At 69.7% G+C, this 26,980-nt stretch carries 23 protein-coding genes and 1 tRNA gene; 11 read left to right on the top strand and 13 right to left on the bottom strand.

From position 1 onward, the window contains the following. Positions 1-4: 4 nt before the first annotated feature. A complete protein-coding gene (locus AC07AB_RS38095; protein ID WP_478576752.1) occupies positions 5-1,144 on the bottom strand; it encodes an acyl-CoA dehydrogenase in 1,140 nt (379 codons plus the stop codon). A gap of 273 nt (positions 1,145-1,417) precedes the next feature. Between AC07AB_RS38095 and AC07AB_RS38090 the strand changes: the two genes are divergently transcribed. Together AC07AB_RS38090 and AC07AB_RS38085 are read left to right on the top strand one after the other, a co-directional pair. Further along, complete coding sequence (locus AC07AB_RS38090; RefSeq protein WP_478576749.1) at positions 1,418-2,443, top strand: bifunctional lysylphosphatidylglycerol flippase/synthetase MprF; 1,026 nt, start codon at positions 1,418-1,420, stop codon at positions 2,441-2,443. Positions 2,444-2,487: 44 nt separating this feature from the next. Beyond that, complete coding sequence (locus AC07AB_RS38085; protein WP_478576747.1) at positions 2,488-2,640, top strand: hypothetical protein; 153 nt, start codon at positions 2,488-2,490, stop codon at positions 2,638-2,640. Between the two features lie 851 nt (positions 2,641-3,491). Here AC07AB_RS38085 and AC07AB_RS38080 read toward each other — a convergent pair. Both AC07AB_RS38080 and AC07AB_RS38075 read right to left on the bottom strand, forming a co-directional pair. Beyond that, positions 3,492-4,562: an iron-containing redox enzyme family protein gene (locus AC07AB_RS38080; protein WP_478576745.1), complete on the bottom strand. Its 1,071-nt coding sequence runs from the start codon at positions 4,560-4,562 to the stop codon at positions 3,492-3,494. A 197-nt stretch (positions 4,563-4,759) separates the two neighbouring features. Next, positions 4,760-4,845, bottom strand: a tRNA-OTHER gene (locus AC07AB_RS38075). Positions 4,846-5,046: 201 nt separating this feature from the next. On the opposite strand from AC07AB_RS38075, the gene AC07AB_RS38070 reads away from it, so the two are divergent. Continuing rightward, the gene (locus AC07AB_RS38070; RefSeq protein ID WP_478576744.1) at positions 5,047-5,424 is read left to right on the top strand and encodes a cupin domain-containing protein; all 378 of its coding nucleotides are present in this window, start codon (positions 5,047-5,049) and stop codon (positions 5,422-5,424) included. 110 nt (positions 5,425-5,534) lie between these two features. Here AC07AB_RS38070 and AC07AB_RS38065 read toward each other — a convergent pair whose 3' ends face one another. Next, positions 5,535-5,891 (bottom strand): nuclear transport factor 2 family protein, encoded by a 357-nt coding sequence (locus AC07AB_RS38065; RefSeq protein ID WP_478576742.1) that lies wholly within the window; start codon positions 5,889-5,891, stop codon positions 5,535-5,537. Positions 5,892-6,112: 221 nt separating this feature from the next. On the opposite strand from AC07AB_RS38065, the gene AC07AB_RS38060 reads away from it, so the two are divergent. Then, on the top strand, positions 6,113-7,501 hold the full coding sequence (locus tag AC07AB_RS38060) for a pyridoxal phosphate-dependent decarboxylase family protein (RefSeq protein WP_478576740.1): 1,389 nt from the start codon (positions 6,113-6,115) through the stop codon (positions 7,499-7,501). Positions 7,502-7,640: 139 nt separating this feature from the next. Here AC07AB_RS38060 and AC07AB_RS38055 read toward each other — a convergent pair whose 3' ends face one another. The 6 genes from AC07AB_RS38055 to AC07AB_RS38030 all read right to left on the bottom strand — a co-directional run bounded on the left by AC07AB_RS38055 (position 7,641) and on the right by AC07AB_RS38030 (position 16,031). Beyond that, on the bottom strand, positions 7,641-8,465 hold the full coding sequence (locus tag AC07AB_RS38055; protein ID WP_478576738.1) for an AfsR/SARP family transcriptional regulator: 825 nt from the start codon (positions 8,463-8,465) through the stop codon (positions 7,641-7,643). A gap of 349 nt (positions 8,466-8,814) precedes the next feature. Then, on the bottom strand, positions 8,815-9,273 hold the full coding sequence (locus AC07AB_RS38050) for a nuclear transport factor 2 family protein (protein ID WP_478576736.1): 459 nt from the start codon (positions 9,271-9,273) through the stop codon (positions 8,815-8,817). Between the two features lie 12 nt (positions 9,274-9,285). Further along, the gene (locus tag AC07AB_RS38045; RefSeq protein ID WP_478576734.1) at positions 9,286-10,056 is read right to left on the bottom strand and encodes a thioesterase II family protein; all 771 of its coding nucleotides are present in this window, start codon (positions 10,054-10,056) and stop codon (positions 9,286-9,288) included. Next, positions 10,053-11,627 (bottom strand): long-chain-fatty-acid--CoA ligase, encoded by a 1,575-nt coding sequence (locus AC07AB_RS38040; protein WP_478576732.1) that lies wholly within the window; start codon positions 11,625-11,627, stop codon positions 10,053-10,055. The genes AC07AB_RS38045 and AC07AB_RS38040 overlap by 4 nt, the downstream gene beginning before the upstream one ends. Positions 11,628-11,731: 104 nt before the next feature. Further along, positions 11,732-15,649, bottom strand: a complete 3,918-nt coding sequence (locus tag AC07AB_RS38035; RefSeq protein ID WP_478576730.1) for a type I polyketide synthase — start codon at positions 15,647-15,649, stop codon at positions 11,732-11,734. Positions 15,650-15,713: 64 nt separating this feature from the next. Beyond that, entirely contained in the window at positions 15,714-16,031 is a 318-nt protein-coding gene (locus tag AC07AB_RS38030) for an acyl carrier protein (protein WP_478576728.1), read from the bottom strand. A gap of 173 nt (positions 16,032-16,204) precedes the next feature. Between AC07AB_RS38030 and AC07AB_RS38025 the strand changes: the two genes are divergently transcribed. The 3 genes from AC07AB_RS38025 (at position 16,205) to AC07AB_RS38015 (ending at position 19,149) form a co-directional block, all read left to right on the top strand. After that, complete coding sequence (locus AC07AB_RS38025) at positions 16,205-16,933, top strand: 2OG-Fe dioxygenase family protein (protein WP_478576726.1); 729 nt, start codon at positions 16,205-16,207, stop codon at positions 16,931-16,933. A gap of 135 nt (positions 16,934-17,068) precedes the next feature. Beyond that, complete coding sequence (locus tag AC07AB_RS38020) at positions 17,069-18,346, top strand: LLM class flavin-dependent oxidoreductase (RefSeq protein WP_478576725.1); 1,278 nt, start codon at positions 17,069-17,071, stop codon at positions 18,344-18,346. Next, positions 18,343-19,149, top strand: coding sequence for an alpha/beta fold hydrolase (locus tag AC07AB_RS38015; protein ID WP_478576723.1), 807 nt, complete (start codon positions 18,343-18,345; stop codon positions 19,147-19,149). Before AC07AB_RS38020 ends, AC07AB_RS38015 begins: the two co-directional genes overlap by 4 nt. Positions 19,150-19,229: 80 nt before the next feature. On the opposite strand, the gene AC07AB_RS38010 is transcribed toward AC07AB_RS38015, so the two are convergent. Then, complete coding sequence (locus AC07AB_RS38010; protein ID WP_478576721.1) at positions 19,230-19,700, bottom strand: mycothiol transferase; 471 nt, start codon at positions 19,698-19,700, stop codon at positions 19,230-19,232. A gap of 157 nt (positions 19,701-19,857) precedes the next feature. After that, positions 19,858-21,333: an AlkA N-terminal domain-containing protein gene (locus AC07AB_RS38005; RefSeq protein ID WP_478576719.1), complete on the bottom strand. Its 1,476-nt coding sequence runs from the start codon at positions 21,331-21,333 to the stop codon at positions 19,858-19,860. A 161-nt stretch (positions 21,334-21,494) separates the two neighbouring features. Here AC07AB_RS38005 and AC07AB_RS38000 point away from each other — a divergent pair, with 161 nt between their 5' ends. After that, entirely contained in the window at positions 21,495-22,928 is a 1,434-nt protein-coding gene (locus AC07AB_RS38000) for an MFS transporter (protein ID WP_478576717.1), read from the top strand. 309 nt (positions 22,929-23,237) lie between these two features. Here the strand turns inward: AC07AB_RS38000 and AC07AB_RS37995 are convergent, their stop codons facing one another. Then, positions 23,238-24,767: a UDP-N-acetylglucosamine 1-carboxyvinyltransferase gene (locus tag AC07AB_RS37995; RefSeq protein WP_478576715.1), complete on the bottom strand. Its 1,530-nt coding sequence runs from the start codon at positions 24,765-24,767 to the stop codon at positions 23,238-23,240. An 81-nt stretch (positions 24,768-24,848) separates the two neighbouring features. Here AC07AB_RS37995 and AC07AB_RS37990 point away from each other — a divergent pair, with 81 nt between their 5' ends. The 3 genes from AC07AB_RS37990 to AC07AB_RS37980 all read left to right on the top strand — a co-directional run bounded on the left by AC07AB_RS37990 (position 24,849) and on the right by AC07AB_RS37980 (position 26,963). Then, positions 24,849-25,865 carry a DUF1648 domain-containing protein gene (locus AC07AB_RS37990; RefSeq protein WP_478576713.1) on the top strand — a complete coding sequence of 339 codons (1,017 nt, stop codon included), beginning with the start codon at positions 24,849-24,851 and terminating at the stop codon, positions 25,863-25,865. Between the two features lies 1 nt (position 25,866). Next, a complete protein-coding gene (locus tag AC07AB_RS37985; RefSeq protein WP_478576711.1) occupies positions 25,867-26,226 on the top strand; it encodes a GntR family transcriptional regulator in 360 nt (119 codons plus the stop codon). Positions 26,227-26,429: 203 nt separating this feature from the next. Then, positions 26,430-26,963, top strand: coding sequence for a GNAT family N-acetyltransferase (locus AC07AB_RS37980; RefSeq protein WP_478576709.1), 534 nt, complete (start codon positions 26,430-26,432; stop codon positions 26,961-26,963). Positions 26,964-26,980 lie beyond the last annotated feature (17 nt).

Below are 26,980 nucleotides of genomic sequence, written 5' to 3'. Positions count from 1 at the left end.
CGGGTCAGGACAGGCGCAGCGGCGCGCCCGCGAAGTACGCGGCCAGCTCAGCGGCCACGCTGCCGCGGGACGGCGGATGGAAGGCCAGCGCGCGCACCGTCGAGGCCAGGTAGGCAACATCGGGCGAGCCGATGAACGCCATGCCGCCGAGCAGTTCCGCAGCCTCGTCGACCGTCCTGGCGAGCAGGTCCTGAGTGGCGTAGCGGGCGGTGAGCACCGCCACGACGGCCTCGTCGCCCGTCAGTCCGTCCTGTAGCGCCCGTGCTGCCCCCTCGACGAGGTGCACCGCCGACTCCAGGCGCACGGCGAGTGCGGAGCGGTCCTGTGCGGTGCCCCGCTCACCGGCCAGCACCTGGTCGACGAGTGCGGACGCGGCGCCCAGGTAGGACGATGTGGTCAGCAACTCGAACCAGGTGAAGCCCGCCGTCTGGAGGTCGTCGAGCCGGTCGTGGTCCTGTGGCGTGCTGAGGATGACGAGTTCCTCGGATACCTCGACGTCGGTGAGGCGGACCTCGTCGCTCTGCGCCGCCGCCAGGACGGGCGTGCCCCAGAAGGGCCTGGTCACGATGCCGGGCGAATTCGCGGGAATGAGCATCAGGGCGAGGCTGGCGTGGCCCGTCGCATCAGTGACCATGACGCTGGCGGTGAGTATGTCCATCGACCGGGAGAGGCTGCACGGCTTCTTCACGCCGTTGACCCGGTATCCGGAGGGGGTCCGCCGCGCGGTCACGGCGGGGGAGAGGATGTTCTGGCCGGTACTCCCCTCGGCCCAGCCCGATGCCAGCAGGAGCCCGTCGGAGGCCACCGACGAGAGGACCTTCAACTGCGCCGGCGTCAGCCGGGAGGCGGAGGCGGCCAGTTGGAACAGCATCGCGACGGTGAAGTGATGCATCGCCGTCGCGACGCCCAGCGAGGGCGAGACCGAGGAGATGGCCCGCTGCACACGCACTGCGTCCAGCGGGCGCGCCGCCGCGCCGCCGAATGCCGCGGGTACGAGCAGGCCGGGGCCGGAGTGCTTCCGGTATATCTCGACCACCGGGCTGTCCGCCGCTTCCCGGTCCGTCAGTGAGATGGATTCGAGCTCGGCGAGAAGGCCCGGGTGATAGGACTCGCAGACGTCGCGCGCTGTCATCAGGGAACGCATCTGTGTGCTCTCCTCGTGAATTGAGACTTGGCATCGGGGAGTTACAGCTGAATGGCCGTTGCTGTTTCCTCGCATATTCAGGAGGACAGCCTTGCAGGTAACACCTGACGGTGGCCTGATAGCGCCCTGAACCGCAAACGGCCCGGGCGCGGTTCTGGTGCGTCGCTGACCGCCGTCTGACCGGGGCATCCGATGGCCTTGTGCAGGGGCGCCGAAGTGTGTGATAAATCAGCGACCGCTCGACGTCGAGTGCCGTGCGAGAACGGAAAACACATGGTCATGGCCTACAGAACTGAAGAGTCAGAAAAAGGGTCAGAAAAAGAGTCAGACCTGGCGCTTGATGCCATCCGGCGCTATTCGGAATCCAGTAACCCCAGCGCGTATTTCGCCTTCAACGAGGGGAACAGCTACTTTCGGCTGCCGGACGAGCCCGGGCTGATCGTCTACCGGCCGGTCGGTCGCTATCTCGTGCAGTTCGGCGGGCCGTTCGCGCCGTCGGCGTCCCGGTCGCGCCTGCTGTCGGCCTTCTGCGATCTGGCCCTTGAGCAGGGGCGGGAGATCGTCGCCGCGCAGGTGCAGTCCGCCGATGCCGATGCGTATGTGGCGCAGGGGTTCACGGTCAATCAGATGGGTGCTTCCTACGCCGTCCGGCTCGATACCTTCACGCTGGCCGGCGCCAGGTTCATGCAACTGCGCAACAAGATCTCGCGGGCCCGGCGCTCCGGTCTGGACATCCACGAGGCCCCCTACGAGAAGTGGGCGGAGGCCATAGCGGAGCTGGACGCCAGGTGGCTGAGCACGAAGGGCGAGGGGGTCAAGCCACTCGAATTCCTGATCGGCGAGACCGGCGGTCGATACCAGTCATTGCGCAGGCTGTTCGTCGCGGAGCGGGACAGCGAGCTGATCGGCTATGTGTCGTACGCACCCGTCTACGGCTCCCAGCCCGGGTGGATGCACGATCTGAGCAGGCGCAGGCCGGATTCTCCGCCGGGAGTGATGGAGGCGGTCAACAAGGCCGCCATCGACGTGTTCGCCGCCGAACGGGAACCGTGGCTGCACTTCGGGTTCACCCCGTTCACCTCGCTGACGGCCCCTCGGTTTCCCGGCTACAGCCGGGCCTTTCACTGGTTGATGGAGTACTTGTCGGAGCACGGTGCACACATCTATCCGGCACGTACCCAACTCGACTACAAGGAGAAGTGGGCGCCTGATCTGATCCTGCCCGAATATGTCGCCTTCCAGAACGGCGCCAGCCTGCCGGCCCTGGTGCACATCTTCCGGGCGTGCAACGCGGTGTGATTCCGTGCATGAACCGGCTATCACTGCCGAAGGGAGAAATCACCATGCGTGAGAGCATCGAGATTCAGGGCGAGAAGGTCGTTGAATCGTTCACCCGGTGCACAGTCGATCCCGACGACCGGGCCGTGGGCGAACAGGCCGACCGTGAACTCGGCCGGTTTGAGGAACTGCTCCGGGACGCGGAGTCCACGCCGTAAGCCGTAAGCCGTAAGCCGTAAGCCGTAAGCCGTAAGCCGTAAGCCGTAAGCCGCCAACCGGCAACCGCCAACCGCGGCCGTGCCTCTCCGGACGCGGCCCGACGACGCGCTCGCCCCTGCCGGGTTCACTCCGGGGGCGGGGGTGCCCCTTGTCTCTTTGGGCAAGAGGAACGGGGCCGCGTTGGATCGAGGAGCCGGGCGGCACGGCGGTGTTGCTGATCTGCTGCGGGATGACGCGAGCTGTCTCTTCGAGCCGGAACTGATGGGTCGTCGCCGGACCCGAGGGCCCCGGACGCCTCAATGGAGGACCGACAAGCCGGGAAGGCGCTGCCGTCGCCGGTGTCGATCCCGCGTGGGCCGCTCCATCACGCTTTCGTCCGGTCTCGCCTCGGCACCGAGCTGCCACCTCACGCTACGGAGAGCTCTTCCGGCTCGGGCGAAGACAGTGCTCAAGCCCTCATCAGCGGTCCGCCGATGCCTTCGGGTCCGGGGGACATCACCCTCGGATCATGAACAACCAGGGGGAAGCCATACCGGGCCCGAAGGCCGGAGGCCCCATTGCGGAGCCACGAAGAAGGCCACGGGGGCGTTGCGTAGAGGGGGAGCTTGGCGGGTGAGCAGGGCCACGGCGGCCCGGAATCGGCGGCCGGCCCTTGCCGCTATCGCCCACCTCGAAGAACCAGCCTTTGCCGGCCGCTCAGGGCATCCGCATCCGCAAGGCCCGTCTGCCGCCGGCGGCAGACGGGCCTTGCGGCAGGTCGCGGGAGCCCCTGGGGGGTTCGCCCCGCCACCGGCGAGAGCCGGATCGACGCGATCCCTCGTCCGCGCCGCGGCATGGAGTCCGCTTCCGGTCAGCCGACGGACGTCGGGGCGAGAGCGGTCGGCCGCTGGGCCCGTTCCAGTCGCTCGTCGAGGAGCCGAGCCGAGGAGTTGGCCCGCCATAGGGCGCCGCGGGCCACGCCGCGCCTCATGTAGGGGGAGTCGGCGGTCGGGATGACCACGTTGTGGAACCACCCGGCCGCGTGTTGGGAGTCAATGGTGATGTGCAGGCGGTGATAGGTGATGCCGACCTCGGGAAGCCCCAGGCGCTCCCAGGCGCGGACCACGTTGCGGAACCGGTCCGGGGCCAGCCACTCGGTCATGCCGAGGAAGCCGACAGCTTCCGGGAAGAGGTGGCGGTAGCGGCACATCATGACGGCGAGGTTGCCGGAGAGCAGGTCGGTAGCGGTCATCGCGCCCTCCAGGTCCTCCGTACGGACGTCGAAGACTTCGTAGATCTTGTTGAAGAGGTGGGTGTGCACGGACTCGGGGTCGCCGTTGCCCATTTCGTCCCAGTAGTTGGCGGCGATCTCCATCTTGGTCGCGCCAGCCGTACCCACCTGCATCAGAGCCAGGAAGTCGTCGAACCGGCCGTCGATCAAGGACTCCTGGATCACGTAGGTGCGGAGGTCGTCTCGCTGGGCTTCACGGTTGATGAACTGCGTGTAGTAGGGGTGCTTGAAGGCGCGGTGCCGGCGTACCTGTCCCTTGAGCCAGGACATGAACTGCTTGGGCTCGTCAGGAGCGGATGCCAGGAGGTCCGGCTCGATGAAGGAGTCCTCGGCGGCGATCGTCGCGCTTTCCAGGAGCCGCGTGACCTCGTGGAGCAGCACGGAGCCCTCGGCCGTAGGGCCCGCGGGGATCTGCATGACCGTCTGGTAGATGCGCGAGAGCAGGAGCTGCTGGCGGTAACGGGACTCGGCGTCGCGAAGGGCCTCGTGATTCAGGTCGCGTACGGCCGCGACGACGCGCTCGCGCTCGCCGGTGAAGGTGCGGTCCACCTCGTCTGCCGACGTCCTCAGCCAGGAGGAGATCTCGTCGACGATCGCTGTGTGTCCGGACGGGCGGTGGGTGGGCAGGGCAGCCATGACATTGCTGGACACGCCTAATCCAATCTCTGGGGATTCATGCGTTCGCATGTCGCCGGGAAATGTGGCGGCGGCCACGAGAAACCGCGGGCGACTGGATCTGAAGCGATCCTCGGGTCGGCGGCTGAGGCGCCGACTTGTGTTCCGGTGCTCACGCGGCAGGCGCACGCATCCAGAGGATCGGGACGCGTGCGCCTGCGATCTGCACCTTGCGGAGAGGGCAGGATTCGAACCTGCGTGGGCAAAACCCGTCCAGCGAGAACACCGGACCCTATTAGGCCGCTTTAGGTACCTCTCCTCGGAACTTCTGCACACAGCCTCACACGCCGGTCATGACGGCTTCCTGATATGGGGCTGAGAGAGTCCCGCCGCTTTTTGGCAGAGCTTGTCAGAGTCCCATCAGGGCAATTCTGAGATAGTCCTTGAAGCGCGTTCGTGGCTCATCTGATCGCGTTGCCTCGCATTCGATGAGGTTCCGCATAAAGCAAGGAGGAAGCTCGTGAGCGAGACCCAAAAAATACCCGTGTCGAGGCTTTACAACGATGAACGTGGGGAGTCGCATTTCATCGACGAGACGCTGGAGGTGACGGCCGTGAACTTCGCGCCGCCTGCGCCGCCCATCTACGTCTCCGACGGCACCCCGGCACAGCAGGTCGTCTATCTGTTCCTGCCCAAGGGGTACGAGGGAGATCTGCACCCGGCACCGCGCCGACAGATTATGACGCTGATCAGCGGTTCCCTCGAATGCTGGGTCAGCGACGGCCAGACCCGCGTCTTCTCGCCGGGCAACACGCAGTTGGTGGAGGACACCGTGGGCAAGGGCCATGGAACGCGGGCGCTGGAGGACTGCGTCATGGTGGTCTCGCAGCTCGGATAGCCGGGTCGCCCCGCCGGCGTGACGCTGGGCGCGCGCAACGGGCCGTGGCATGGGCCGCGGCACGGGGCGCGCTCCCGTAGCGCCGGTTCGGAGCGCGCCCCGCTCATGCCTCAGCTCTTGACGTAACCCATGCTCTCGACGATCAGTCCGTCACGGAGCCTCGTCACATTGACGCCCCGGATGAAGTCCGCCGCGCCCGGGCCCCACTGGAGCCGCCACCGGCATACGGCCCGCTCGCCGGCGACCCACACTTCCTCGGGCTGGAAGGTCGACTGCTCGTTCGCCGCGATCTGGGACCAGAATTCCAGGCAGGAATCATGCCCCTCGTGCCGGGAGCCATCCGGGGCCGGACTTGAATTCTCCAGGACGCAGTCCTCGGCGAGCAGGCCCCGCAAAAGAGCTGGATCATGCTCCTGGAATGCGCGGTTGAACTGCGCGATGACTTTGCGTGTGAGCTCGTCTGACATCGGATTCCCCTTGCCATTTCGCCGGAATCCGGAGCGGCCGGCGCCCTCATTCTCAGAATTGATGATGCCGGGCTGGCTGCCGCCCCGGCGAGGCCCTTGCCCGCTCCGGTCGTGCACAACACTGAATTCATACCGCCCGGGACGCGATCAAGTCCATCCACCGAGGCACTCCGGTCAGCCGGAAGTCAGCCCAGTAGAAAAGCGGTGAAATAGTGACCCAAATGGACAGAGCGCCACTCGATGCGGCGTACCAGCAAGCGATGGAGTATCTGACCGGTCTCCCCGAGCGGCCGGTCGGCGCCACCGCGAGCGCCGAACAGCTGCTGAAGATTTTCGGAGGCCCGGTGCCGGAGGGCCCCGGCCCAGGCGCCGAGACCATCGAACTGCTGGGCCGCGCCGTCGCCGAAGGCGGAATTCCCGCGGCTTCCGGGCCGCGTTACTTCGGCTATGTCACGGGCGGCACCCTGCCCGTCGCCATCGCCGCGGACTGGCTCGTCGCGGCCTGGGACCAGACCGCCAGCCTCTACAACCTCTCGCCCGCGATCTCCGTGGCCGAGCACGTGGCCGGCCAGTGGATCATCGACCTGCTCGGCCTGCCGGCGCACGCTTCGGTGGGGTTCCCGACCGGCTGCACCATGGCTCACCTGACGTCGCTGGCGGCCGCCCGTCACCACCTCCTGGCCAAAGAGGGCTGGGACGTCGAACGCGACGGCCTGTCAGGCGCCCCCGAGGTGCACATTGTCGCGGGCGCGCAGCACCACATGACGATCGACCTGGCCGCCCGCTACCTCGGGTTCGGCACCGGGCGCATCCGTAACGTGCCGACGGACGCGCACGGCCGGATGCGGCCCGACGCCCTGGCGCGGACCCTGGCCCCGCTCACCGGACCGATCATCGTCTGCGCCCAGGTGGGCGATGTGAACTCAGGCGCCATCGATCCGGTCGGCGAGATCTGCGACATCGCGCACCGGCACGAGGCATGGGTCCACGTCGACGGCGCGTTCGGACTCTGGGCGGCGGCCAGCCCCACCCTGCGGCCCCTGCTGGCAGGCGTGGAGAAGGCCGACTCCTGGGCCTGCGACGCTCACAAGTGGCTCAACGTGCCCTACGACTGCGGCATAGTCCTCATGGCACACCCGCAGGCGCACCAGGCGGCGATGCTCAACGAGCGAGCCGGCTATCTGCCCGCCGGCGTGACCGGCGAACGCGATGCCATCGAGTGGGTCCCGGACTTCTCCCGGCGGGCCAGGAGCCTGCCGGTCTGGGCGGCGCTGCGCACCCTGGGCCGGTCCGGAGTGGCCGACCTGGTGGACCGGTGCTGCGCCATGACCCGGCGCTTCGCGCGGGAGATCGCGCGGATTCCCGGCGCGACGCTGCTCAACGAGGTCGTCCTCAACCAGGTGATGGTGCGGTTCGGCGACGACACGGCGACCCGGGAGGTGATCGCGCGGATCCAGGCCGGCGGCGTGTGCTGGTTCGGCGGCACGGTGTGGGAGGGCCGTGCGGCCATGCGAGTCTCCGTGGTGTCGTGGCGCACCGCGGAGGACGACGTGGACCGCAGCGTCGCGGAGATCCGCGCCGCGGTCGAGGCGGTGCGTTCCCGGGCCTGAGGCGTACGGGCGTCGGGGCGTCGGGACATGGTTCCGCGCCCCGACGGGGGCGGGACGGACGCGCCCGTGCCGGAGCCCGGACGAGCGCCGCGTGTGTTCCGCCGGCGCTCCTCGCACCGCCCGGCCCGGGCGGTGCCGGTCAGAGCGCTCGCACTGTGGCGAGCTGCGGAGTGAACCAGCTCGGGTCGTCCCTCAGCAGCATCGGGTCGTGGGTGAGGATGGCGCGCTCGTACTGGCGCAACAGCGGTGTGGGATCGATTCCCAAAGCCTCGATGAGGTTGTGCCGGCACTGCCGGTAGACGTTCAGTGCGTCGAGCTGGCGTCCCGACCGGTAGAGCGCGCGCATGAGAAGCATGCACAGCTGTTCGTGCGACGGATTCCGCGAGTAGAACTCAGCGAGTTCCGGAATGATCCGTTCGTGGTTTCCGGCCCGGAGTTCCAGCTCGTAAAGTAAAGTCAGCGCGGAATTTCGGATCTCGGTGTATTTTGCCGCCGCCGTCTGGCAGATGAGGCCCCCCGTCAGGCCGCCGAATACTGGCCCTCGCCAGTGGTTCAACGCCGCCCGCAGGTCCTCTATGTCATGGCGCAGATCGCCCGAGGCGCCCAGCGTCAGCCGCGTGCGGATCGCCTCGAAAGTGTCCAGGAGTACGTATGCGTCGAGTTCCCAGCGGTCGAGGATGAACAGATAGCCCGAAGTGCTGGTCGCGACCCGCGAGGTGGTGCGGTCGGGCTCCAGCCTGGCGAGCGTCCGGCGCGTGCGACTCACCTGGGCCTGCAAGGCGTTCTCGACCTTGGAAGGGGGAGTGGTACCCCATAGCTCGCTGATCAGGGCATCGACCGGGACGAGCGCGCCGTCGGCGACCAGTAACGTGGCGAGCAACGTCTGCTGCATCGCACCACCGGGCCGGAAAGGCTTTTTCGCTTTTCGTACTTCCACGGAACCCAAAACAGAAAAGAACAGCATGAACCTTCTCCCCCGCGAGATGGAAAGCTGTAGCCTGATAAGCCATTCCGTGCCACATGCCCCGAGTGTTTTACGGGGTGTACGCACTGCCCCGCGCCCACCGGAATGGCGGCGCTGGATATTTGCGGCCTCACTGAACGGACTTTTCGAGATCTGACATTATCCGACAGTTTCAACTATGTCAATGATGTGGTACACGCCGGACTTCCGTACTGGTCAGCGATTCGGCGCCCGGGAATGCACCCAGTGTCCCGGTGCTTCGGCGGCTTACCGGATACCGTGATGCCTGTAAGGGGAATTTACGCCGATTGTGGGACTCTTGGGGTCGCGGAATGCGACGGTCCGTTCCTCAGCCGCCGGGGGAAATGCGCACCGGGCTGGCCGACCTCGTCGCGACGCCGTGCTCCTCGTATCCGTCATTGTAGGTGAAGGACGTCGGAAGCTTGTCGTGGAACTGGTAGTCGGTCTGTATGCGGCCGTCCTCGCTGAGCACGAGGGTGTCCTGGCCGGCCACCTCCAGTTCGCCGGTGGCCGCCGAGACCATCACCCAATTGAGCCGGACGACATTGTGGTGGCCCATCGCATTGTGCGAGGACTTGAAGAGATACCCCATGGGGTCATAAATTTGATGTGTATATGCCATTTGGGCTGCGATCGCCGCGTGCCCGTGCACCGGATCGCGCCGGTAGAACATATACATGGCGTCCGGTGCGTAGAGCCGTTCCACCGCCCGTCGGCAGCGCTCGGGGTCGGCCTCGTTCCACGCATCGACGTAGCGATCGGTCAGTTCGTTGGGGCGGAGCAGCATGTCGACTCCCATTCATCCGTCGTGAGCCGCCGTGTGGCGGCGTAGTAGCAGGACCAAGTCGGCGGTGACGGCGTCCACGTGCGCGTCGATGAAGAAGTGGTCCCCGGGGAACTCCCGGCACCCCAGATACCGGGACGTCCGGGCGGCCCAGGAGCGCATCGCGCCGGGCGCCAGCAGCGGATCGCTCCCGCCGCGGTAGGCGACGAGGGGGGCCGCCGTGACCGCGCCGTCGTCGCGGTAGTCGGCACAGACCGAGGCGTCGGCGCGGAACGCGCGGACGCTCTCCGCCAGCACCTGCGGATCGTCGAGGACCCACGGTGGCAGCGCACCGAGTCGCCGCATCGCCGCGACCGCCTCGTCGAACGTGCCGGGCGCCCCGGGCGGCCATGGCGCCGGCGGGCCGAAACCGCGCGGGGCCCAGCCCGAGACGGCGACGAGGGCCGGCGCCGGGTGTCCCCGGGCCGCCATGGCAACGGCCACCCGGTAGCCGAGCAGAGCACCCATGGAGTGCCCGAACACCGCGTACGGGCGGTCGTCGAGGTCCGCGGCGAGTACCCGCACGAGGGCGTCCACGAGCGGTTCGAGCTCGGTGTACGGGGCCTCACGCCCCCGCTCCTGGCGGCCGGGAAGCTGAACGCGCTGACTCGTGACATCGCTGGGGAGCAGGCGCGGCCACGCGCGGTACGCCGCGACGCTGCCTCCGCTGTGGTGGAAGAGGAAGAGCCGGGAGCGGGCATCCGGCTCGGCGTCGGCCGGGTGGAGCCACCGAGCCGCCGCCGTCATGCCCCCGCCGCCGCTCGTGCCGCGGCCGTATGGTGTTCCTTCAGGGCCCGCCGAAGTATTTTGCCGGTCGGGTTGCGCGGCAGGCTGGGGACGATCTCGTACCCGGTAGGGATCTTGAAGCCGGCGATGCGGCCGTTCAGGAACTTCAAGAAGTCCCGGGGAACGGCGTCGGTGCCCGGCCGCAGCACGACCGCGGCGCGGACGGCCTCCCCCCAGTGGACATCAGGCACGCCGTAGACCGCGACGTCCGACACCGCCGGGTGGTCGCGCAGGGCCTTCTCCACCTCGGTGGGGTAGATGTTCTGGCCGGCCACGATGATGGTGTCGTCGAGCCGATCGACGAGGAAGAGGTACCCCTCGTCATCCAGGTAGCCCATGTCGCCCATGTGCAGCCGCCCGTCGACCACGGACCGTTCGGTGGCGTCGGGCATCCGCCAGTATTCGAGGAATCGGGCAGGGCTGCGCACGGTCACCCGGCCGACCTCGTGTGCCGGGAGGACCTCGCCGTCGTCCCCGAGGATTCGCACATCGATGCCCGGGCAGGCCCGGCCGGCCGAACCGAGCACCTTGCTGTCCGGTGTGTGGTCGCCGGGCGCCAGGCAGGTCAGAAAGCTGCCCGCCTCCGCCGACGAATATCCCTGCGCGAGCTCGCAGCCCAACACCTCGATGCAGGTCAACAGCAGCTCGCGGTCGATCGGCGAGCCGCTGTAGACCACCTTGCGCACCGACGCGAAAGTGTCGCGGCGCGTGTCCCGCTCGGCCAGCATCATGCGCAGCATCGCCGGGGCAGCCCACACAGTGGTCACCTTGTGCCGTTCGATGAGCCGGGTGGCCTCGTCGGCGATGAACCGGCGCATGATGACGGTGGTGGCGCCGACGTTGAAGGAGTGCATGAACCAGCCGAACCCGGAGGTATGGAGGGCCGGGAAACAGCTCAGTCCCCGGTCCTGCGGCCGCCAGTCGATCCAGTCCACGCCCTGGCGCTTCATGTCGGCGATGAAGGTGAAGAAGGTGCGCTGCGCCAGGACCACCCCCTTGGGCAGCCCGGTGGTGCCGCTGCTGTACAGCTGGGCAACCGCGTCGTCGAAGCCGCCCGCGCCGGGCAGGTCGTGATCGGGCGCCGCGGCCTTCCAGTCGAACAGCCCGCCCGCCAGGTGCTCTTCCGAGTCCGTCTCGACGACGCACCGCAGGTTCGGCAGGTCGGGTCGCAGCCGCTCGACGACGTCCAGGAATTCCCGCTCGACGAAGAGCAGTTCGGCCCGTGCGTCAGCCAGGACGTGCTCGACCTCCCGCGGCGTCAGCCGCCAGTTCATCGGCACCAGCACGGTGCCGCTCTTCGCGCAGCCCAGCGCGATGTCGTAGTAGTACTCCGACTCCCGGCCCAGATAACCGACCCGTGCGCCCGCCGACAGCCCCGCGCCGAGCAGGGCGTGGGCGGTGCGATTGCTCTCCCGGTGCAGTTGGCCGTAGGTCAGGACACGGTCTTCGCAGATGACGGCGGGGTGGTCGGGGCGCTGCTCGGCGTGCAGCGCCGATCGCGCGGCGAGGGTGCTCTGCTGACGGTCGTACATGTCTCCCCTTGGGTCGTGTGGCCTGGCGCCCCGCATGGCGCCGGCCGGCGTCGTCGCCTGTGCCGGGGCTCCGCGGACGGGCCGTCGGCGGGATCATGCGCCGCCTACTCGGGTACGAGCTGACGGCCGAGGAAGTCGGCGAGCTCCGCCACCGAGGGGTGGTCGAATACCGCCGAGGAGAGCAGTGGGGTGCGCAGCCGCGCCTGGAGCCGGTTCTTCAGGTCGATCGCCGTCAGCGAATCCACACCGAGCTCCATGAACGTCGAGGACGCATCGATGCTCCGGGGGTCCTGGACGGCGAGCAGCGTGGCGGCCGTCTCGCGGATCAGACCGACGAGCGCACCGCGGCGCTCGCTGGCGGGCGCGGCCAGCAAGGCCGCACGGTCCAGAGGCGCGCCGGGCTCGGGCACCGCGCTCCGCGCCGTGGCGGGGCGGGGTGTCAGGCGGGTGAAGCCCATGCCGCTCAGCTCCATCACCGGGACGCCGTGCTCCGTCAGCAGCACATTGACGGTCACCGCCGGGCCGGGGCGGCCTGCGACGGCCCGGGTGACGTGCAGCGCCGACCGTAGCCTGGCCGACCTGGGCTTCTTGAAGACGACGAGGCGATCGACGCGGGTGGCGAGGTACTGCCGACCGTCGTCGAGGAACGCCGCCAGGCCGTGCGTGGCCCCGTCCAGGACCGGCGGGGGAAGGAACTCGCCCCAGTCGATCCCGCCGCCGTCCAGCTCGCTGACGGCGACGTCGTGGCCGTACCGGGCGAGCGACCGGATTCGGGAGAACTGCGGACCGTACTCCAGACCGGCCCTGGCGTAAGCCGCACGCACTGCCTCCCCGCTGAGGACCTGATCGGGCGTGCCCGGTTCGGCCAGCCGGTCCGCGAGCCCGCGCCCGGCCTCGGTCAGGCCGCAGTCCGCTCCGGCCGCGGCGACGACCGCGGTCGCGTGCAGCCGCTCCCCGGCGCCGTCCCCGTCGGGCGGACGGCTGAGGATCTCCACCGCGAGCCGTCCGTCGGGGCGGGCGGTGGCGCGGGTGATGAGCGGGACGGGCCGGTCGGTCAGGAACAGCGCCTCGTGAAAGCGCATGTCCTCCACCGGCCGCGCGGTGTCCCCGTGGAGGGCGTCCTGCAACGCCAGCAGGATCTCCAGGTACCCGGCGGCGGGCATGAAGGACCGGCCCCCCGCGGTGTGATCGGCGAGGTAGGCGGGGTGAGCCGCGCTGATCCGCGCGCCGAACTCCCGCACCGCGCCGTCTGCCGGGCCGACCGGGCGCCCCAGCAGCGGATGCGCGCCGCCTCCCGCGCTTCGGGCCGTGACCGGCGAGACCGGGAGCCGGTAGCGATGCCGTTCGAAGGCGTAGCCGGGCAGTGGGATCCGGTGGCCGACCCGCCCCGCGTAGACGCCGTTCCAGTCGATGGGGAGGCCGGCCCGGTACGCCCCGGCCAGCGCGGTCCGGATGGTGGCGCCGGTGCTGTCCTTGGGCTGGAGGCAGTTCAGCCACCGGTGCCGGGAGGCGTCCACCGACCGGCGGGCCAGGGAGGTCAGCGCGGCGGTCGGGCCTATCTCCAGGAACACATGGCGTCCGCGCTCGTCGATGGTCCGCACGCCGGCGGCGAACCGTACGGTCTCCTGAAGGTGGCGCACCCAGTACTCGGGGTCTGCCAGCTCCCCGGGGGAGGCGATCCGGCCGGTCCGGTTGGAGACGATCGACAGGGTGGGCTCGTGGAAGGCCACGCCGGCCAGCGCTTGCCGCAGCCGGTCGGCGACCTCGGCCATCAGGGGGGAGTGGAAGCCGGAGGCCACGCGCAGCGGGGTGACCTTCCGGCCCTGGCCGCGCAGCCGCTCCACGGCGGCGGCCAGCGAGGCGGCCCCGCCGGAGATCACGCACTGCTCGGGTGCGTTGACCGCGGCGATGGCCAGATCCGACCAGGGGGCGAGCAGGGGGAGGACCTCTGCCTCGGGCGCCGAGACGGCGGCCATGCCGCCGGGCGCGGAGACCGACTGGATCAGGGAGGCGCGGGCCATGAGGAAGGCCGTGCCGTCCTGAAGGGTGAACAGACCCGCGACGGTCGCCGCGACGATCTCGCCCACGCTGTGCCCGACCAGTACGCTCGGCCGGACCCCCCACGACAGCCACAGCCCGGCCAGCGCGTACTCCAGCGTGAACAGCGCCGCGTGGGTGTACACGGTCTGTTCGAGCATGTCCTCGGCATCGGGGGCGGCACCGAACATGACGTCGGCCACCGAGCGCCCCAGTAGGGCGGCGAACTGGGCGTCGCACGCGTCGACCCGTTCCCGGAACACCGGGTACCGCTGGTAGAGCGGCAGCCCCATGCCGACGTACTGAGAGCCGGAACCGGTGAAGAGGAAGGCCGCTTTGCGGAACGCGTCGGGGCTCTGCTCGCTCCCCTCCGGCTCTCGCGCGCTGTGCCGTTCCAATGTCTCGGCCAGCTGGCCCGGGCTCTCCACGGCGACGGCCAGGCGGTGGCGGAAGTGCGAGCGCCCCACGGCCCGCGTGTAGCAAAGGTCTGCGAGGGCGGTGTCCGGATGCTCGGCCAGGAACCGCGCATGACGCTCCGCCTGGAGCGCCAGCGCGGGGCGGCTCTTGGCGGACAGCGTGAACACGTGAGGGTCCGCGGCGTCCGTCGGCGAAGCGGTCTCGGACGGCGGGGCCTGCTCAAGGACGGCCACCGCGATGGCTCCGGCGACCCCGAACCCGTTGACGGCCGCGCGCCGGACCGGTACCTGCCAGGGGGAGGACCGGGTCGGTACCCGCACGGAATAGCTCTCCCATGGGATGCGGGCGGACGGCGTCTGCCACAGATGGGGGTAGAAGACGCCCGCACGCATCTGCGCGATCACCTTCACCAGGGCGCCGAGACCGGCCGCCGGCTCCATATGCCCGAGGTTCGACTTCAGCGAGCCGACCATCAGCGGGGCGTCCCGGTCGTGGGCGTCCCCGAAGACACCGTCGATGGAGCCCAGTTCGATCGGGTCGCCCAGCGGGGTGCCGGTCCCGTGCGCCTCGACGTACTGGATGTCGCCGGGCTCCAGCCGGGCGTTGGCCAGGGCAGCGCGCATCACGGCCTCCTGCGCGGTGCCGTTGGGCGCGCTCAGCCCGGCGCTCTCGCCGTCCTGACCTATCGCGGTGCCCCGCACCAGAGCGAAGATCGTGTCCTCGCTCGTCAAAGCGTCGGACAGCCGCTTGAGCACCAGCGCCCCGCAGCCCTCGGCTCGCGCGTACCCGTCGGCGGCCTCGTCGAAGGTCTTGCAGTGCCCGTCGGGCGCCAACATCTGCCCGTGGCTGAGGATGACGAACGACCGTGGGCTGTGCAAGGCGTTGACCGCGGCACACAGCGCGATGCCGCACTCGCCCCGGCGGAGCCCCTCGACAGCCAGGTGCAGGGCGGTCAGTGACGACGCGCACGCGGTGTCGGTGGTCAGGCTGGGCCCCCGCCAGCCCAGGAAATAGGACAGCCGTCCCGACATCGAGTAGCCGCCCAGGCCGGTGGCCAGGCCGCCGTCGAGCTGCTCGTCCGCCAGCGACTCCAGCTCCAGCGCGAAGTCCAGTGGGGAGGCGCCGACGTAGACGCCGCCGTCGCCGTGCCGCAGCCCCGCCGGATCGATGTTGGCGCTCTCCAGGGCCTCCCAGCCGGTCTCCAGCAGCAGCCTCTGCTGCGGGTCGATATAAGGGGCCTGCTTGGGCGGGATGTTGAAGAACTGCGAGTCGAACTCGTCGATCTGGTCGAGGAACCCTCCGGCCCGCGCGCTGATCGACTCCTCGGGCACCTCGTGACGCCAGCGGTGGCGCGGCAGCGGACCGATACCGGACCGACCCGCGCGGAGAAAGGAGTCGAACTCGGCCAGAGTGTTATTGCCGCCCGGGAAACGCATGCCGACGCCCACCACGGCAATCGGCTCGTGCTTGTTCAGTAGTAATTTCCCCAGCGTGCGCCGCTGCTGCCGAATTATCCTCTCTGCCTCCTCCAGTTTCTTCCGGACTTCCGTCATGTCCGATTCCGCCATGCTGACACTCCTCATCCTGGAACCGCTATGTGGCCGACGGATACCGCCGCTCGGCAGCGCTCTGTTAATCCGTCACATCAACCGCTCCGAAGAGGTCGATCAGCGTGTCGGTCGTCAGGTGGACCATCAGCTGCTCCACAGTGGGGCAATTGAAGAACACCGTGCTGCCGATGGCGCGGCCCAGCAGCCCCTCCAGGCGCTGCTTGACATCGGTGAGCGCCAGCGAGGTCAGCCCCAGCTCGAAGAAACTGTCCTCCAGCGGCAGTTCCTCGTCATCCCCCATCAGCAGGGCCGTCTTGAATTCCGTAATTACCGTCGATTCCAGAGTCGACAGCCGTTCCGGCCTGGACAGCGGTTCGAGAAGCTCGATAATCAGCGTCACTGGACTACCTTCCTGTCATGCAGGCCGAGTACAACATGGCAGGCTTGACAACTGGCTGACGAGACCCTGACCGTCGCCCATGCCAAGGCCGTGTCAGTTCACAGTCAGCGACCGCATGCGACGGTCGGCCGGGAATAGTTGGACAACTGGCCGCCATCTCAGGAGGCAAAAGAGTGTCGATCAACACCCGGGACGAGTTGCGAGCCAACGGCTACTCGCTGGTGCGCGGTGACCAGCTGCCGATTGACCCGGAGTTACGCCGGTACGAGGCCGAACTGGCGACGGAATGGAATAACCTGGAAACCGACAGATACCTGAAGAATAATTCGCGCTTCCGCGAGCGTCGATACGACCGGTTCTCTTTCCTGCCCAGGACTGGTGAAATCCGGCTCCGACCGCACCGGCCCTACTTCCAGTCCGGCGAGGCCAACGACTACGCCGGCGGACTCCACCGGGAGGTCGCCCCGCTCTCCCCCGCCACCCTGGACAACCCACTGCTGACGGCGCTCATCCCCTTCGACTTCGCGCGGTTCCCGGTCGACCCGGAGACCCTGGACGACCCCTGGGACGTCCAGTGCCACCAGTTCCGGATCATCAGCACGTCCTCCGAGACCGGCGACCCGACCCCGGAGGGCCCGCACCGCGACGAGGTCGACTACGGCGCGATCCACCTGATGGGCCGCCGGAACACGGAGGGCGGGGAGTCCCAGGTCTACAGCCACTCGAAAGAGCTGATCACAGAGTTCTGCCTCACCGCGCGCATGGACACCATGTACTGGGCGGACCGGAAGATCCTGCACGCGGCACGCCCGATCAACGCCGCGGACCCCCGGCAGGAGGCACTGCGCGACGTCCTCATCCTCGGTTACAAGCACTCGCCGGATCTGCGGCCCGGCGAGTGAACGAACCACGGCGTGGCGACGGCCGGCCGATCAGCCGTCGATCAGCAGAGGGTCAGTGGCCCGAACCTACGATCACGCCACGCCACGTCGGCGCGACACCCCCCAGCCGTCAGGCGCCCCTATTCCGGAGATTCCATGAAGATCTCATTGTTCGAGCAAGCCGCCTACCGGTACTTGGACGACGACTTCGAACAGCATCATGAGTCCGTCTGCAGCGTGCCGTACGCACTGGTGGACAACGAGCACATGTACACGTCGATGCGGCACTTCCTCGACGAGCTGATGGCCGGCGCGCGGGCCGGATTCGACGGACTGATCGTCACCGAACACGCCCAGAGCAGCTACGACCTCATGCCCAACCCGGACGTGGCCGCCGGCGCACTCGCCTATGCCACCGAGACGGAGGGCCTGGAGACGGCGATCTACCCGATGGGGCGCTCCCTGGGCAAGACCCGGGAGCCCGTACGGGTCGCCGAGGAGTACGCCATGCTCGACGCGATGAGCGGCGGACGGCTGGTCGCCGGATTCCCGATCGGTCTCCACTACGACGCGTCGATCAACAACGGCGTGCCGCCCATGGAGATCCGCGGGCGCTTCGAGGAGAACCTCGAACTGGTCCTGCGTGCCTGGCACGAACGGGAGCCGTTCTCCTGGAACGGCCGCTACCACCAGTACCCCCAGGTCAACATCTGGCCCCGTCCTCTACAGGCGGCCCCGCCTGTATGGATCACCGGCGTCGGCAACCCCGTGACCATGCGACTCACCCTGGAACGGGGCTTCGGGTTCAACTACTTCGGCTTCGCCGGAGCCAAGCTCACCGGCCGGCGGATCTTCGACCGGTTCTGGGACCTGGCCGACGAGATCGGCGTCCCGCGCAACCCGTACCGAGTCGGCTTCCTCCAGACCGTCGCCGTCGCGGACACCGACGCGCAGGCCGAGCGAGACTACGGGAAACACCTGGAGTACGCCTTCCGCAAGGGCTTGGGCGCGATTCCGTTGGAACGGCTCGCGATCCCCGGCGGTATGGATATCCGCGGTGTACGGGCGCTGATGAAGGACTCCGCCGACTACGGAATCTCCGGCCAGATGCGCACCAACGACTTCAGCCAACTCGTCGAGGCCGGAGTCGTCGTGGCAGGCAGCCCCGCGACCGTGCGCGACCAACTCATGGACTACTGCCGCCAGTACGGGATCGGCAACCTGCACGTGATGCTGGGATTCGGCTCGCTTCCCAAGGAGCTGGCGCTGCGCAACATCGACCTGTTCGCCCGCGAAGTCGCCCCCCACCTGCGCACCCTGTGGCAGGACACCGACCATCCGCACCACTGGTGGCCCGAACGCCTCGGCGGTGTGCGGCCCCCGCTCACCGCTTCCGCTGCCGACCGCGACGCCCGCATGGCGGTGGCGTCATGAGCGCCCCGACGACGCGGCCCGAAGTCCGCGAAGAGACCGTACGGGTATGGGACGGCCGGCTGAACGTCCGTGTCAGGATCGCGGGCACCGGCGAGCCGCTGGTCTTCCTGCACTCGGCCGCCGGCCTGCTGTGGGACCGGCTCCTGACCGAGCTCGCCGGGCAGTACACGGTCTACGCGCCGGAGTTCCCCGGCACCACCCCTGACGACCCCGACGCCGTGCACGTGATCGACGAGCTGCCCGACCTGGTGCTGGCCTACGAGGAGGTCATCCGCCGCCTCGGCATCACCCGGCCGACGCTCGTCGGCCACTCGTTCGGCGGGATGCTCGCAGCCGAACTCGCGGCCGCCTTCCCGCGGCTCCCGCGCCGACTCGTCCTGCTCGACCCGCTCGGACTGTGGTCGCCCGACGCTCCCGTCGCCAACTGGGCCGCCGCCCCGCCGGAAACGCTGCCCGCGCTGCTCTTCCACGACCCGGCCTCCGCCGCCGCCGTGCTGTCCCCGCCGGGCGACCCCGCGCAGGTCCAGGAGCACGCGGTCATGATGGTGTGGGCGGTCGGCTGCACCAGCAAGTACATCTGGCCGATCCCCGATCGCGGCCTGCGCCGCCGGCTGCACCGGATCACCGCGGACACCCTGATCGTCTGGGGGCGCCAGGATCGGATCGCCCCACTCGCCCACGCGGGCCAGTTCGCCGAGGCCATACCCGGATCCGCCGTCGCGATCGTCGACGACAGCGGACACTTCCCGCACGCGGAACAGTTCGACGCCACCTGGCAGGAGCTGTCCGCCTTCCTGAAATGACACCAAGCACGCGGTAGCCATCCCTCAAGCACCGCCGTACGGGCCGGGGCGCACCACGCCCCGGCCCGTACGAGTGCGTCCTACCGCTGCCTGCCCTCTCCCGGGGCCGTCCGGATCATCTGCAGTTGGGCGTCGCAGCGGGCGTACTCGGCGAACAGCGGGAGCAGTGCCAAGCGCAACTGCACGGCGGCGAGCCGCCCCTGGGCGTACAGGTCGGTCAGATGCGCCGCGGCGAGCCGGGACTGCTCGCACGCGGCCCGCCAGGTCTCGAAGAGCTCGGCGACCTCGTGAGTGTCGTGATCCGGCTCGCCCGCCGCGGCGAAGCCCTGCGGAAAGAGCGGCTCGTCGAGGTAGTGGAGCCAGCCCAGCTCCAGCCGGGTCAGCCGCCGCAGGATGTCGGCGGTAACCGTCCGCGCCGTGAGCCCCACGCCCGCATCGTCTGCCGCGACCCCCGCGCACCGCTCGGTGACGGCCATGCGGTAGACGGCGATGGTGTCGAGCAGCGAACGCGTGTGGTCGTCGAGCGCCTCATGGCACCGGCCTACGGACATGGTGAATCTCCCTATCGGTTGGTCGGGGAACCGCTTCTCGGTGCAGGCGGCCTGCCGCGCGGGCGGCGCGGATCATGGGAAATGTCTGCGACTTCCAGCCGGTGCACGGGGACTGTCAAGAACTCGAACCGCCCGGCGGCCCCGGTCCGGGACCGGCTCAGGGGGCGGGCCGCCCCCCGCCCCGGCGGCCGCCGGCGGCCCACAGATACTGCACGGCATACGCGCGCCAGGGCTCCCAGGCACGGGCGTGCGCGCTCAGGCCGGCCGGCGTGTCGGGCAGCCCCAGGACGCGGGCCCCGCGGCGGACGTCGGCGTCGGCGGGGGCGAAGGCGTTCGGGTCGCCGAGGGCGCGCATGGCGATCGTCTCGACCGCCCAGGGGTCGAGCCCGGGGAGCGTGGCGAGCGCGGCACGGGCCCGGCGCCAGTCGCTGCCCACCCCCACGTCGATGCCGCCGTCGGCCAGCACGGTGGTCAGCGCGGTAAGTGCGGTGCGCCGGGCGGGCGGCAGGGGCAACTCCTCGGGCCCCAGCTCGGCCAGCGCGGCCGGGGCGGGGAACAGGTGGGTCAGCTCCCCGGCCGAGTCGGTGACGGGCTCGCCGTGCGCGGCGACCAGCCGTGCGGTGTACGCGCGGGCGGCCACCGCGGAGACCTGCTGTCCGAGGACCGTGCGTACCGCGAACTCGGCCGGGTCCACGGTGCGGGGCACGCGCCGGCCCGGGTGTTTGTCGACGGCCTCGGTCAGCCACGGGTCGCGGCGCAGCAGATCGCCGATGGCGACCGGGTCGGCGTCCAGATCGAGTAGCCGGCGGCACCGGTTGATCGCGCTCGACAGGTCCCGCATGTCGGTGAGGACCAGCTGCGCGCCGATGTGGTCGGGCAGCGGGCGCAGGGCCACGATGCCGTGTCCGTGCGGGAGCCGTAGGGTGCGCCGGTAGGCTCCCGCACGCCACTCCTCCACCCCGGCCACCGCCGTCGCCGCCAGCGGGCCGAAGAGGCTGTCCGGGTGCAGCGGCGCCCGGAACGGCAGCCGCAGCGAGACCGCGCCGTGCGTCGCCGGAGGGCGGGCCCGGGCGGCGCGCTGCCGCAGCTCGGTGGGGGTCAACGCGAAGACCTGCCGTACGGTCTGGTTGAACGTGCGCAGGCTGGCGAATCCGGCGGCGTGCGCCACGTCGATCATCGACAGCGCGCTGGTCTCGATGAGCACCCTGGCGGTCTGCGCGCGCTGGGCGCGCGCCAGTGCCAGTGGCCCCGCGCCCAGCTCGGCGAAGAGCTGCCGTTCCAGCTGGCGGACGCTGTAGCCCACCGCCGCGGCGAGGCTCGGCACGCCGCCGCGGTCGACCAGCCCGTCGGCGATCAGCCGCATCGCCCGGGCCACCAGGTCCTCCCGGTGGTCCCACTCGGGGGAGCCGGGGCTGGCGTCCGGCCTGCACCGTTTGCACGCCCGGTAGCCCGCCTGCTGGGCCGCGGCCGCGCTCGGGTAGAAGCGCATGTTCTCGACCTTCGGCGGCACACCCGCCGGGCAGCTCGGCCGGCAATAGATCCTCGTGGTGGCGACCGCGACGAAAAGCCAGCCGTCGAAGCGGGGGTCCCTGGACTGCGCCGCCCTTACACACTGATCCACGTCGTCAAACACGGTGTCAGTCTTGCCGGTTGGCCGGGCGTGCGCTCGCCGGAAAGCGACACCAACCTACGGTGCTGTCGCAATCCGGCGGGACCTCCGCGCGGCCAGGGTGCTGAACTGGCCGCGCACAGTGGCCCGTAGCCACTGAACGACGGGGAAGAAAGGCCAATATCGTGTCGAGCACCGAGAAGCCGGACGTGGAGTCGCTCAAGGAGAGGCCGCCACCCCTCGACCCACCCAGAGCCACCCGCACGGGGTTACTGCTCGCTGTCGTGTGCGCGGTCCAGTTCCTGGACGCGATGGACATCGCCAGCATGGGCCCGGCCCTCCCCGTCATCCAGCACGACCTGGGCATGTCCGCCGGGGCGCTCCAATGGGTGGTCAGCGCCTACTCGCTGGGCTTCGGCGGGTTCCTGCTGCTGGGGGGACGGCTGGCCGACCTGTTCGGCCGCAAGAAGCTGCTGCTGGGCTGGCTGGCGGTGTTCGTGGTCGCCAGCTTCATCGGCGGGCTCACCGACGACGGAACCGTCCTGGTCATCGCGCGCCTCCTCAAGGGTGTGAGCGCCGGTTTCACCGCCCCGGTCGCCCTGGCGATCCTGCTCGACGTCTTCCGAGGCGAACACGAGCGCAACCGCGCGCTCGGCGTCTTCCTCGCCATCGCCTCCGCCGGCTACTCGCTCGGCCTGGTCTTCGGCGGGCTGCTGGCGGACATCGACTGGCGGCTCGTCCTCTTCCTGCCCGCCCTGATGGGAGTGCTGGCCATCGCCCTCGCCGTCGCCACCGTGCCCGCCGACCGCCCCCACCAGGGCGAGCGCGGCCGGGTGGACGTCCTGGGCGCCGTGACCGTGACCGGCGGCGTGGTGGCCTTGGCCTACGGGGTCAGCCACGCCTCCACCGCCGGGTGGACCACCCCGGCGACCATCGCCACCCTCATCGCGGCCGTCGTCCTGCTGGTGCTGTTCGTCCTGATCGAGCGGGCGCACAAGGCGCCGCTGGTCCCCCTGGTGATCTTCACGCGGCCGCAGCTGTCCCGCGCGAACATCTGCATGCTCTTCTTCGGCGCCTACGTCGGGTTCCAGTTCGTCCTGACCCTCTACTACCAGAACACGCTCGGCTGGTCGCCGCTCCAGGCGGGCCTGGCCTTCCTCCTCGGCGGCGTGCTCACCGCGACCACCGCACGCGGCGGCGCCGCCGCGGTCACGCGGTACGGCGCGTGGCCGGTGGCCACCGCCGGGCTGCTGCTGCTCACTGTCGGATACCTCGGCTGGGCCCTGCTGATCGGCCACGTCGACCCCATCCCGCTGCTGCTCGCTCAGCAGCTCCTCGGCGGCATCGGCTTCGCCGGCGCGTACCCCGCCCTGAGCATCGCCGCCGTCGGGCAGGCCGGCGAGAGCGAACAGGGCCTGGCCTCAGGACTGTTCAACACGAGCTCCCAGATCGGCGCGGGTCTGGTGATCGCTGTCACCGCCGGCGCCCTCACCCTCAACGGCGCTTCCGGACTGAGCAGTTACCGGGCCGGGCTGTGGACCCTCACCGTCATCAGCGCGCTCGTCACCGTCACCGCCGCCACGGGCATCGCCCGCTACCGGCAACGCCCCGTCTCCTGACGCGATCCGCGGACACGCGGCGCGAGAGCCGGCCCCAGGCCCGGCGACCCTCGGAACAGGGCCGCCCGGTCGCGGCGCCGGCACGCTCCCCAAGCCGGCTCTGGCCAGGTATTCACTCATCCCCCGTCCTGGCCAGAGCCTTCCCGCGGCGGCGTACGCCTGACCTCTCTCCAGGAACGCCCCAGGTTGCTCCATGACGTACTCGCGCACGTCGTCGCCGACGGCGTCGGCCTTCCACGAGGCCCGACACAGCCGCCCCGTCCTCGACGCGAGGCCACGCTGACCTATGCGAGGTCCGCGGCCTTGTTCTCAGATATCCCGGAACGTCTCGATCTGGGCGCCGATCGAGTTGAGGCGCTCCGCCAAGTCCTCGTAGCCGCGGTTGATCACGTACACGTTGCGCAGTACGGACGTTCCCTCGGCCGCCATCATGGCCAGCAGGACCACCACCGCGGGGCGCAGGGCGGGCGGGCACATCATTTCGGCTGAGCGCCAGCGGGTGGGGCCCTCTACCAGGACGCGGTGCGGGTCCAGGAGTTTGACGTCCGCTCCGAGGCGGGTGAGGTCGGTGAGGTAGATGGCGCGGTTGTCGTAGACCCAGTCGTGGATGAGGGTCTGGCCCTGGGCGGCCGCGGCGATGGCCGCGAAGAAGGGGACGTTGTCGATGTTGAGGCCGGGGAACGGCATCGGGTGGATCTTGTCGATCGGCGCGCGCAGCTTCGAGGGCCGCACGGTCAGGTCGATCAGCCGGGTGCGGCCGTTGTCGGCCGGGTATTCCGGGGTGCGCTCGTGGTCGAGGCCCATCTCCTCCAGGACCGCGAGTTCGATCTCCAGGAACTCCACCGGTACCCGACGGATCGTCAGCTCCGACTCCGTCACCACGGCCGCCGCCAGCAGGCTCATGGCCTCCACCGGGTCCTCCGACGGCGCGTAGTCCACATCGCGGTCGATGTGGCGGACGCCGTGCACGGTCAGCGTCGTGGTGCCGACGCCCTCCACCCGTACGCCCAGCTCCTCCAGGAAGAAGCAGAGGTCCTGGACCATGTAGTTGGAGCTGGCGTTGCGGATGACGGTGACGCCCTCGTGCCGGGCGGCGGCCAGCAGCGCGTTCTCCGTCACGGTGTCGCCGCGCTCGGTCAGCACGATGGCGCGGGTGGGGGCCACGGACCGGTCGACCTCCGCGTGGTACGTGCCGTCCGTCGCCGTCACCTCCAGGCCGAAGTGGCGCAGCGCCGTCATGTGCGGCTGCACGGTCCGGGTGCCGAGGTCGCAGCCGCCCGCGTACGGGATCTTGAAGCGGTCCATGCGGTGCAGCAGCGGGCCGAGGAACATGATGACGCTGCGGGTCCGGCGGGCCGCCTCGGTGTCCATGGCGGCGAGGTCCAGTTCGGCCGGCGGCACGATCTCCAGGTCGTTGCCGTCGTTGATCCAGCGGGCCCGTACGCCGATGGAGCCGAGCACCTCCAGGATCCGGTAGACCTCCTCGATCCGGGCCACCCGGCGCAGGGTCGTGCGGCCCGCGTTGAGGAGCGTGGCGCAGAGCAGCGCCACGCACGCGTTCTTGCTCGTCTTCACGTCGATGGAGCCCGAGAGCCGGCGCCCGCCGACTACGCGCAGATGCATGGGCCCCGCGTACCCGAGGGAGACGATTTCACTGTCGAGCGCTTCACCGATTCGGGCGATCATCTCAAGGCTGATGTTCTGGTTGCCGCGCTCGATGCGATTGACCGCGCTCTGGCTGGTGCCGAGAGCCTCCGCGAGGTGTGCCTGGGTCCATCCCCGGTGCTGTCGGGCATCACGGATGAGCTTGCCGATGCGGGCGAGGTACGCGTCTGTCATGCGCCAGACGGTATCTCAGATATGAGATCACTTCCTAATCGAGAGTTGTTCTACTACTATGCGAACAACGGGAGGTTCAATATGACTTTTTCTCGCACGCCGGCACCGGTCGTCACGCAACGCAACCCCTGGGTCGCCGTAGTCGCGGCCCTGCCATTTGTGGCCGGAGCCCTGGTCGTGGGCGGCGTGTACATCGCCTTGCACGACCGTCTTCCCGACCCCATGGCCACCCACTTCGGCTCCGGCGGCAAACCCGACGGATTCACCTCATTGGGTGCCATCCTCTGGGGCTCGGTCGCCATGACGCTCGCCCTCGGAGCCATATTCACCGCCTTGCAGTACCTCTCCGGCGTTCCGCTCCGCGCCCAGCGCGGCTTCATGGCGACCGGTTACGCCGTCGCCGCCGTCCTCGGCTACCTCTTCACCGCGCTCTTCCGCGTCAGCGCGGATGTCCCCGACGCGTCGGACGTGGCCTTCTCGATGTGGCAGTTCCTCATAGCCCTCGGCCCGGCGGCCGTCGCCGGGGCGATCGGCTGGCTCATCGCCGCGCTCGTACCGTCGCCCGCCCGCATCGCACCACAGGGCGCCGCGCCCGAGGCCGTACGGCTGGGCCTCGCCGACGGCGAGCGCGCCGCCTGGACGCGCACCATCGGCTCCGTCTCCGTGGAGCTCGCCGGCATCGTGGCGCTCTGCGCGGGCATCGTCCTCATGATCACCGTGGGGGAGGGGCTGGGCCTCACCTTGATCCTGCTCGGTCTCACCGCCGCCATGTTCGGCACCGTCCGCGTCACCATCGACCAGCGCGGCCTCGGCCTCGCCCCGCGCGTCCTGCCCCTCCCTCGCGTACGCATACCGCTGAGCCGCATCCAGGAGGCGCGCGTGCGCGACATCCGCCTCTTCAGGGACTTCGGCTGGGGGTATCGCGTACAGCCCGGCCGCAGCGGCGTCATACTGCGCTCCGGCGAGGCCATCAGCCTGCGGCTCGCGACCGGCAGCGAATTCCTCGTCTCCGTCGACGACGCCGCCACCGCCGCCGCTCTCCTCAACACCCTCATCGACCGGCGGCCCGCCCCATCGGGTCCCAGCGCCCGGAGCTGACGTGCTCTTCCGCGTCGACCCCACCTCTCCGCTACCGCTCGGCGACCAGGTCGCCGGGTGCGTCCGCGGTGCCATCGCCGACGGCACGGTACGTACGGGCGACCGCCTGCCCGCCGCCCGCGAACTGGCCCAGTCCCTCGGCGTCAACGTCCACACCGTGCTGCGCGGCTATCAACGCCTGCGTGACGAAGGGCTGTTGGAGCTCCGCCGGGGGCGCGGCGCGGTCATCACCGCCGGCGCCTCCCCGTCCCACGCCCGCCTCGTCGAGGGCGCCCGCGACCTGGTGGCCCAGGCGCGGGCCCTCGGCCTGGCCGACGACGAGATCCTCGCCCTGGTGCGGGTCGGACTCACCCCCGGGTGAGTCGCCGCGTGAGAGCGGCCAGGTCCCTGGCCCGCCGGGTGGCGCGACGGCCCCGAGCGCGACGGCCCCGAGCGCGATGGCCTCGGGGCGGCGGGCCTCGGGGGCGAGGACTTCGGAGGTGAGGGCGCCGGTGCGCCCGCCGTCGGCGTCTCGCTCTCGGCCATGTCGTGCCACGCCCGGCCACGGGGCGTCATCATGCGGGGATGAACTGGAATCCGATGAACGGACCGCCGGTCGTCACGCGGCTCGCGCGGTACACGGCGAGCGAATTCGACGAGATCAGAGGGGACGTCGTCGACCCCTTCGAGGTCGAGGGGGGCGGCCTGGTCTGGCGGCCCACGAGGGAGCACTTCGGCATTCGGCTGAACGGCCGCCTGGTGGCGCACGCGGGTTACGTACCGGTGCCGCTGACGGTGGGCGCCACGCGGCTACGGGCCACGGGCGTCGGCAGCGTCATCGTCGCCCCCGAACAGCAGCGACGGGGGCTGGCCCGTGCCGTCGTGGCCTCTGCGGTGGAGCACGGCCGCGAACGGGGGCTGGAATACGGGTTCCTCTTCTGCCGGCCGGACCGCGTTCCCGTGTACGACCGGATGGGGTGGCGGCTGCTGGAGGGCGGGATACAGGTCGAACAGCCCGGCGGGCCGATCGTCATGCCGCTCTGCTCGATGTGGCTGCCGCTCCAGGAGGGGGCGGTGTGGCCGAGCGGACCGATGCGGCTGCTGTCTCTGCCGATGTGACGAGTTCGCCCCGATGC

This window comes from Streptomyces sp. NPDC044033 (genome assembly GCF_056434425.1).
The sequence above is the reverse complement of the archived record's forward strand: the minus strand, read 5'-3'. Positions and strand labels throughout refer to the sequence as shown.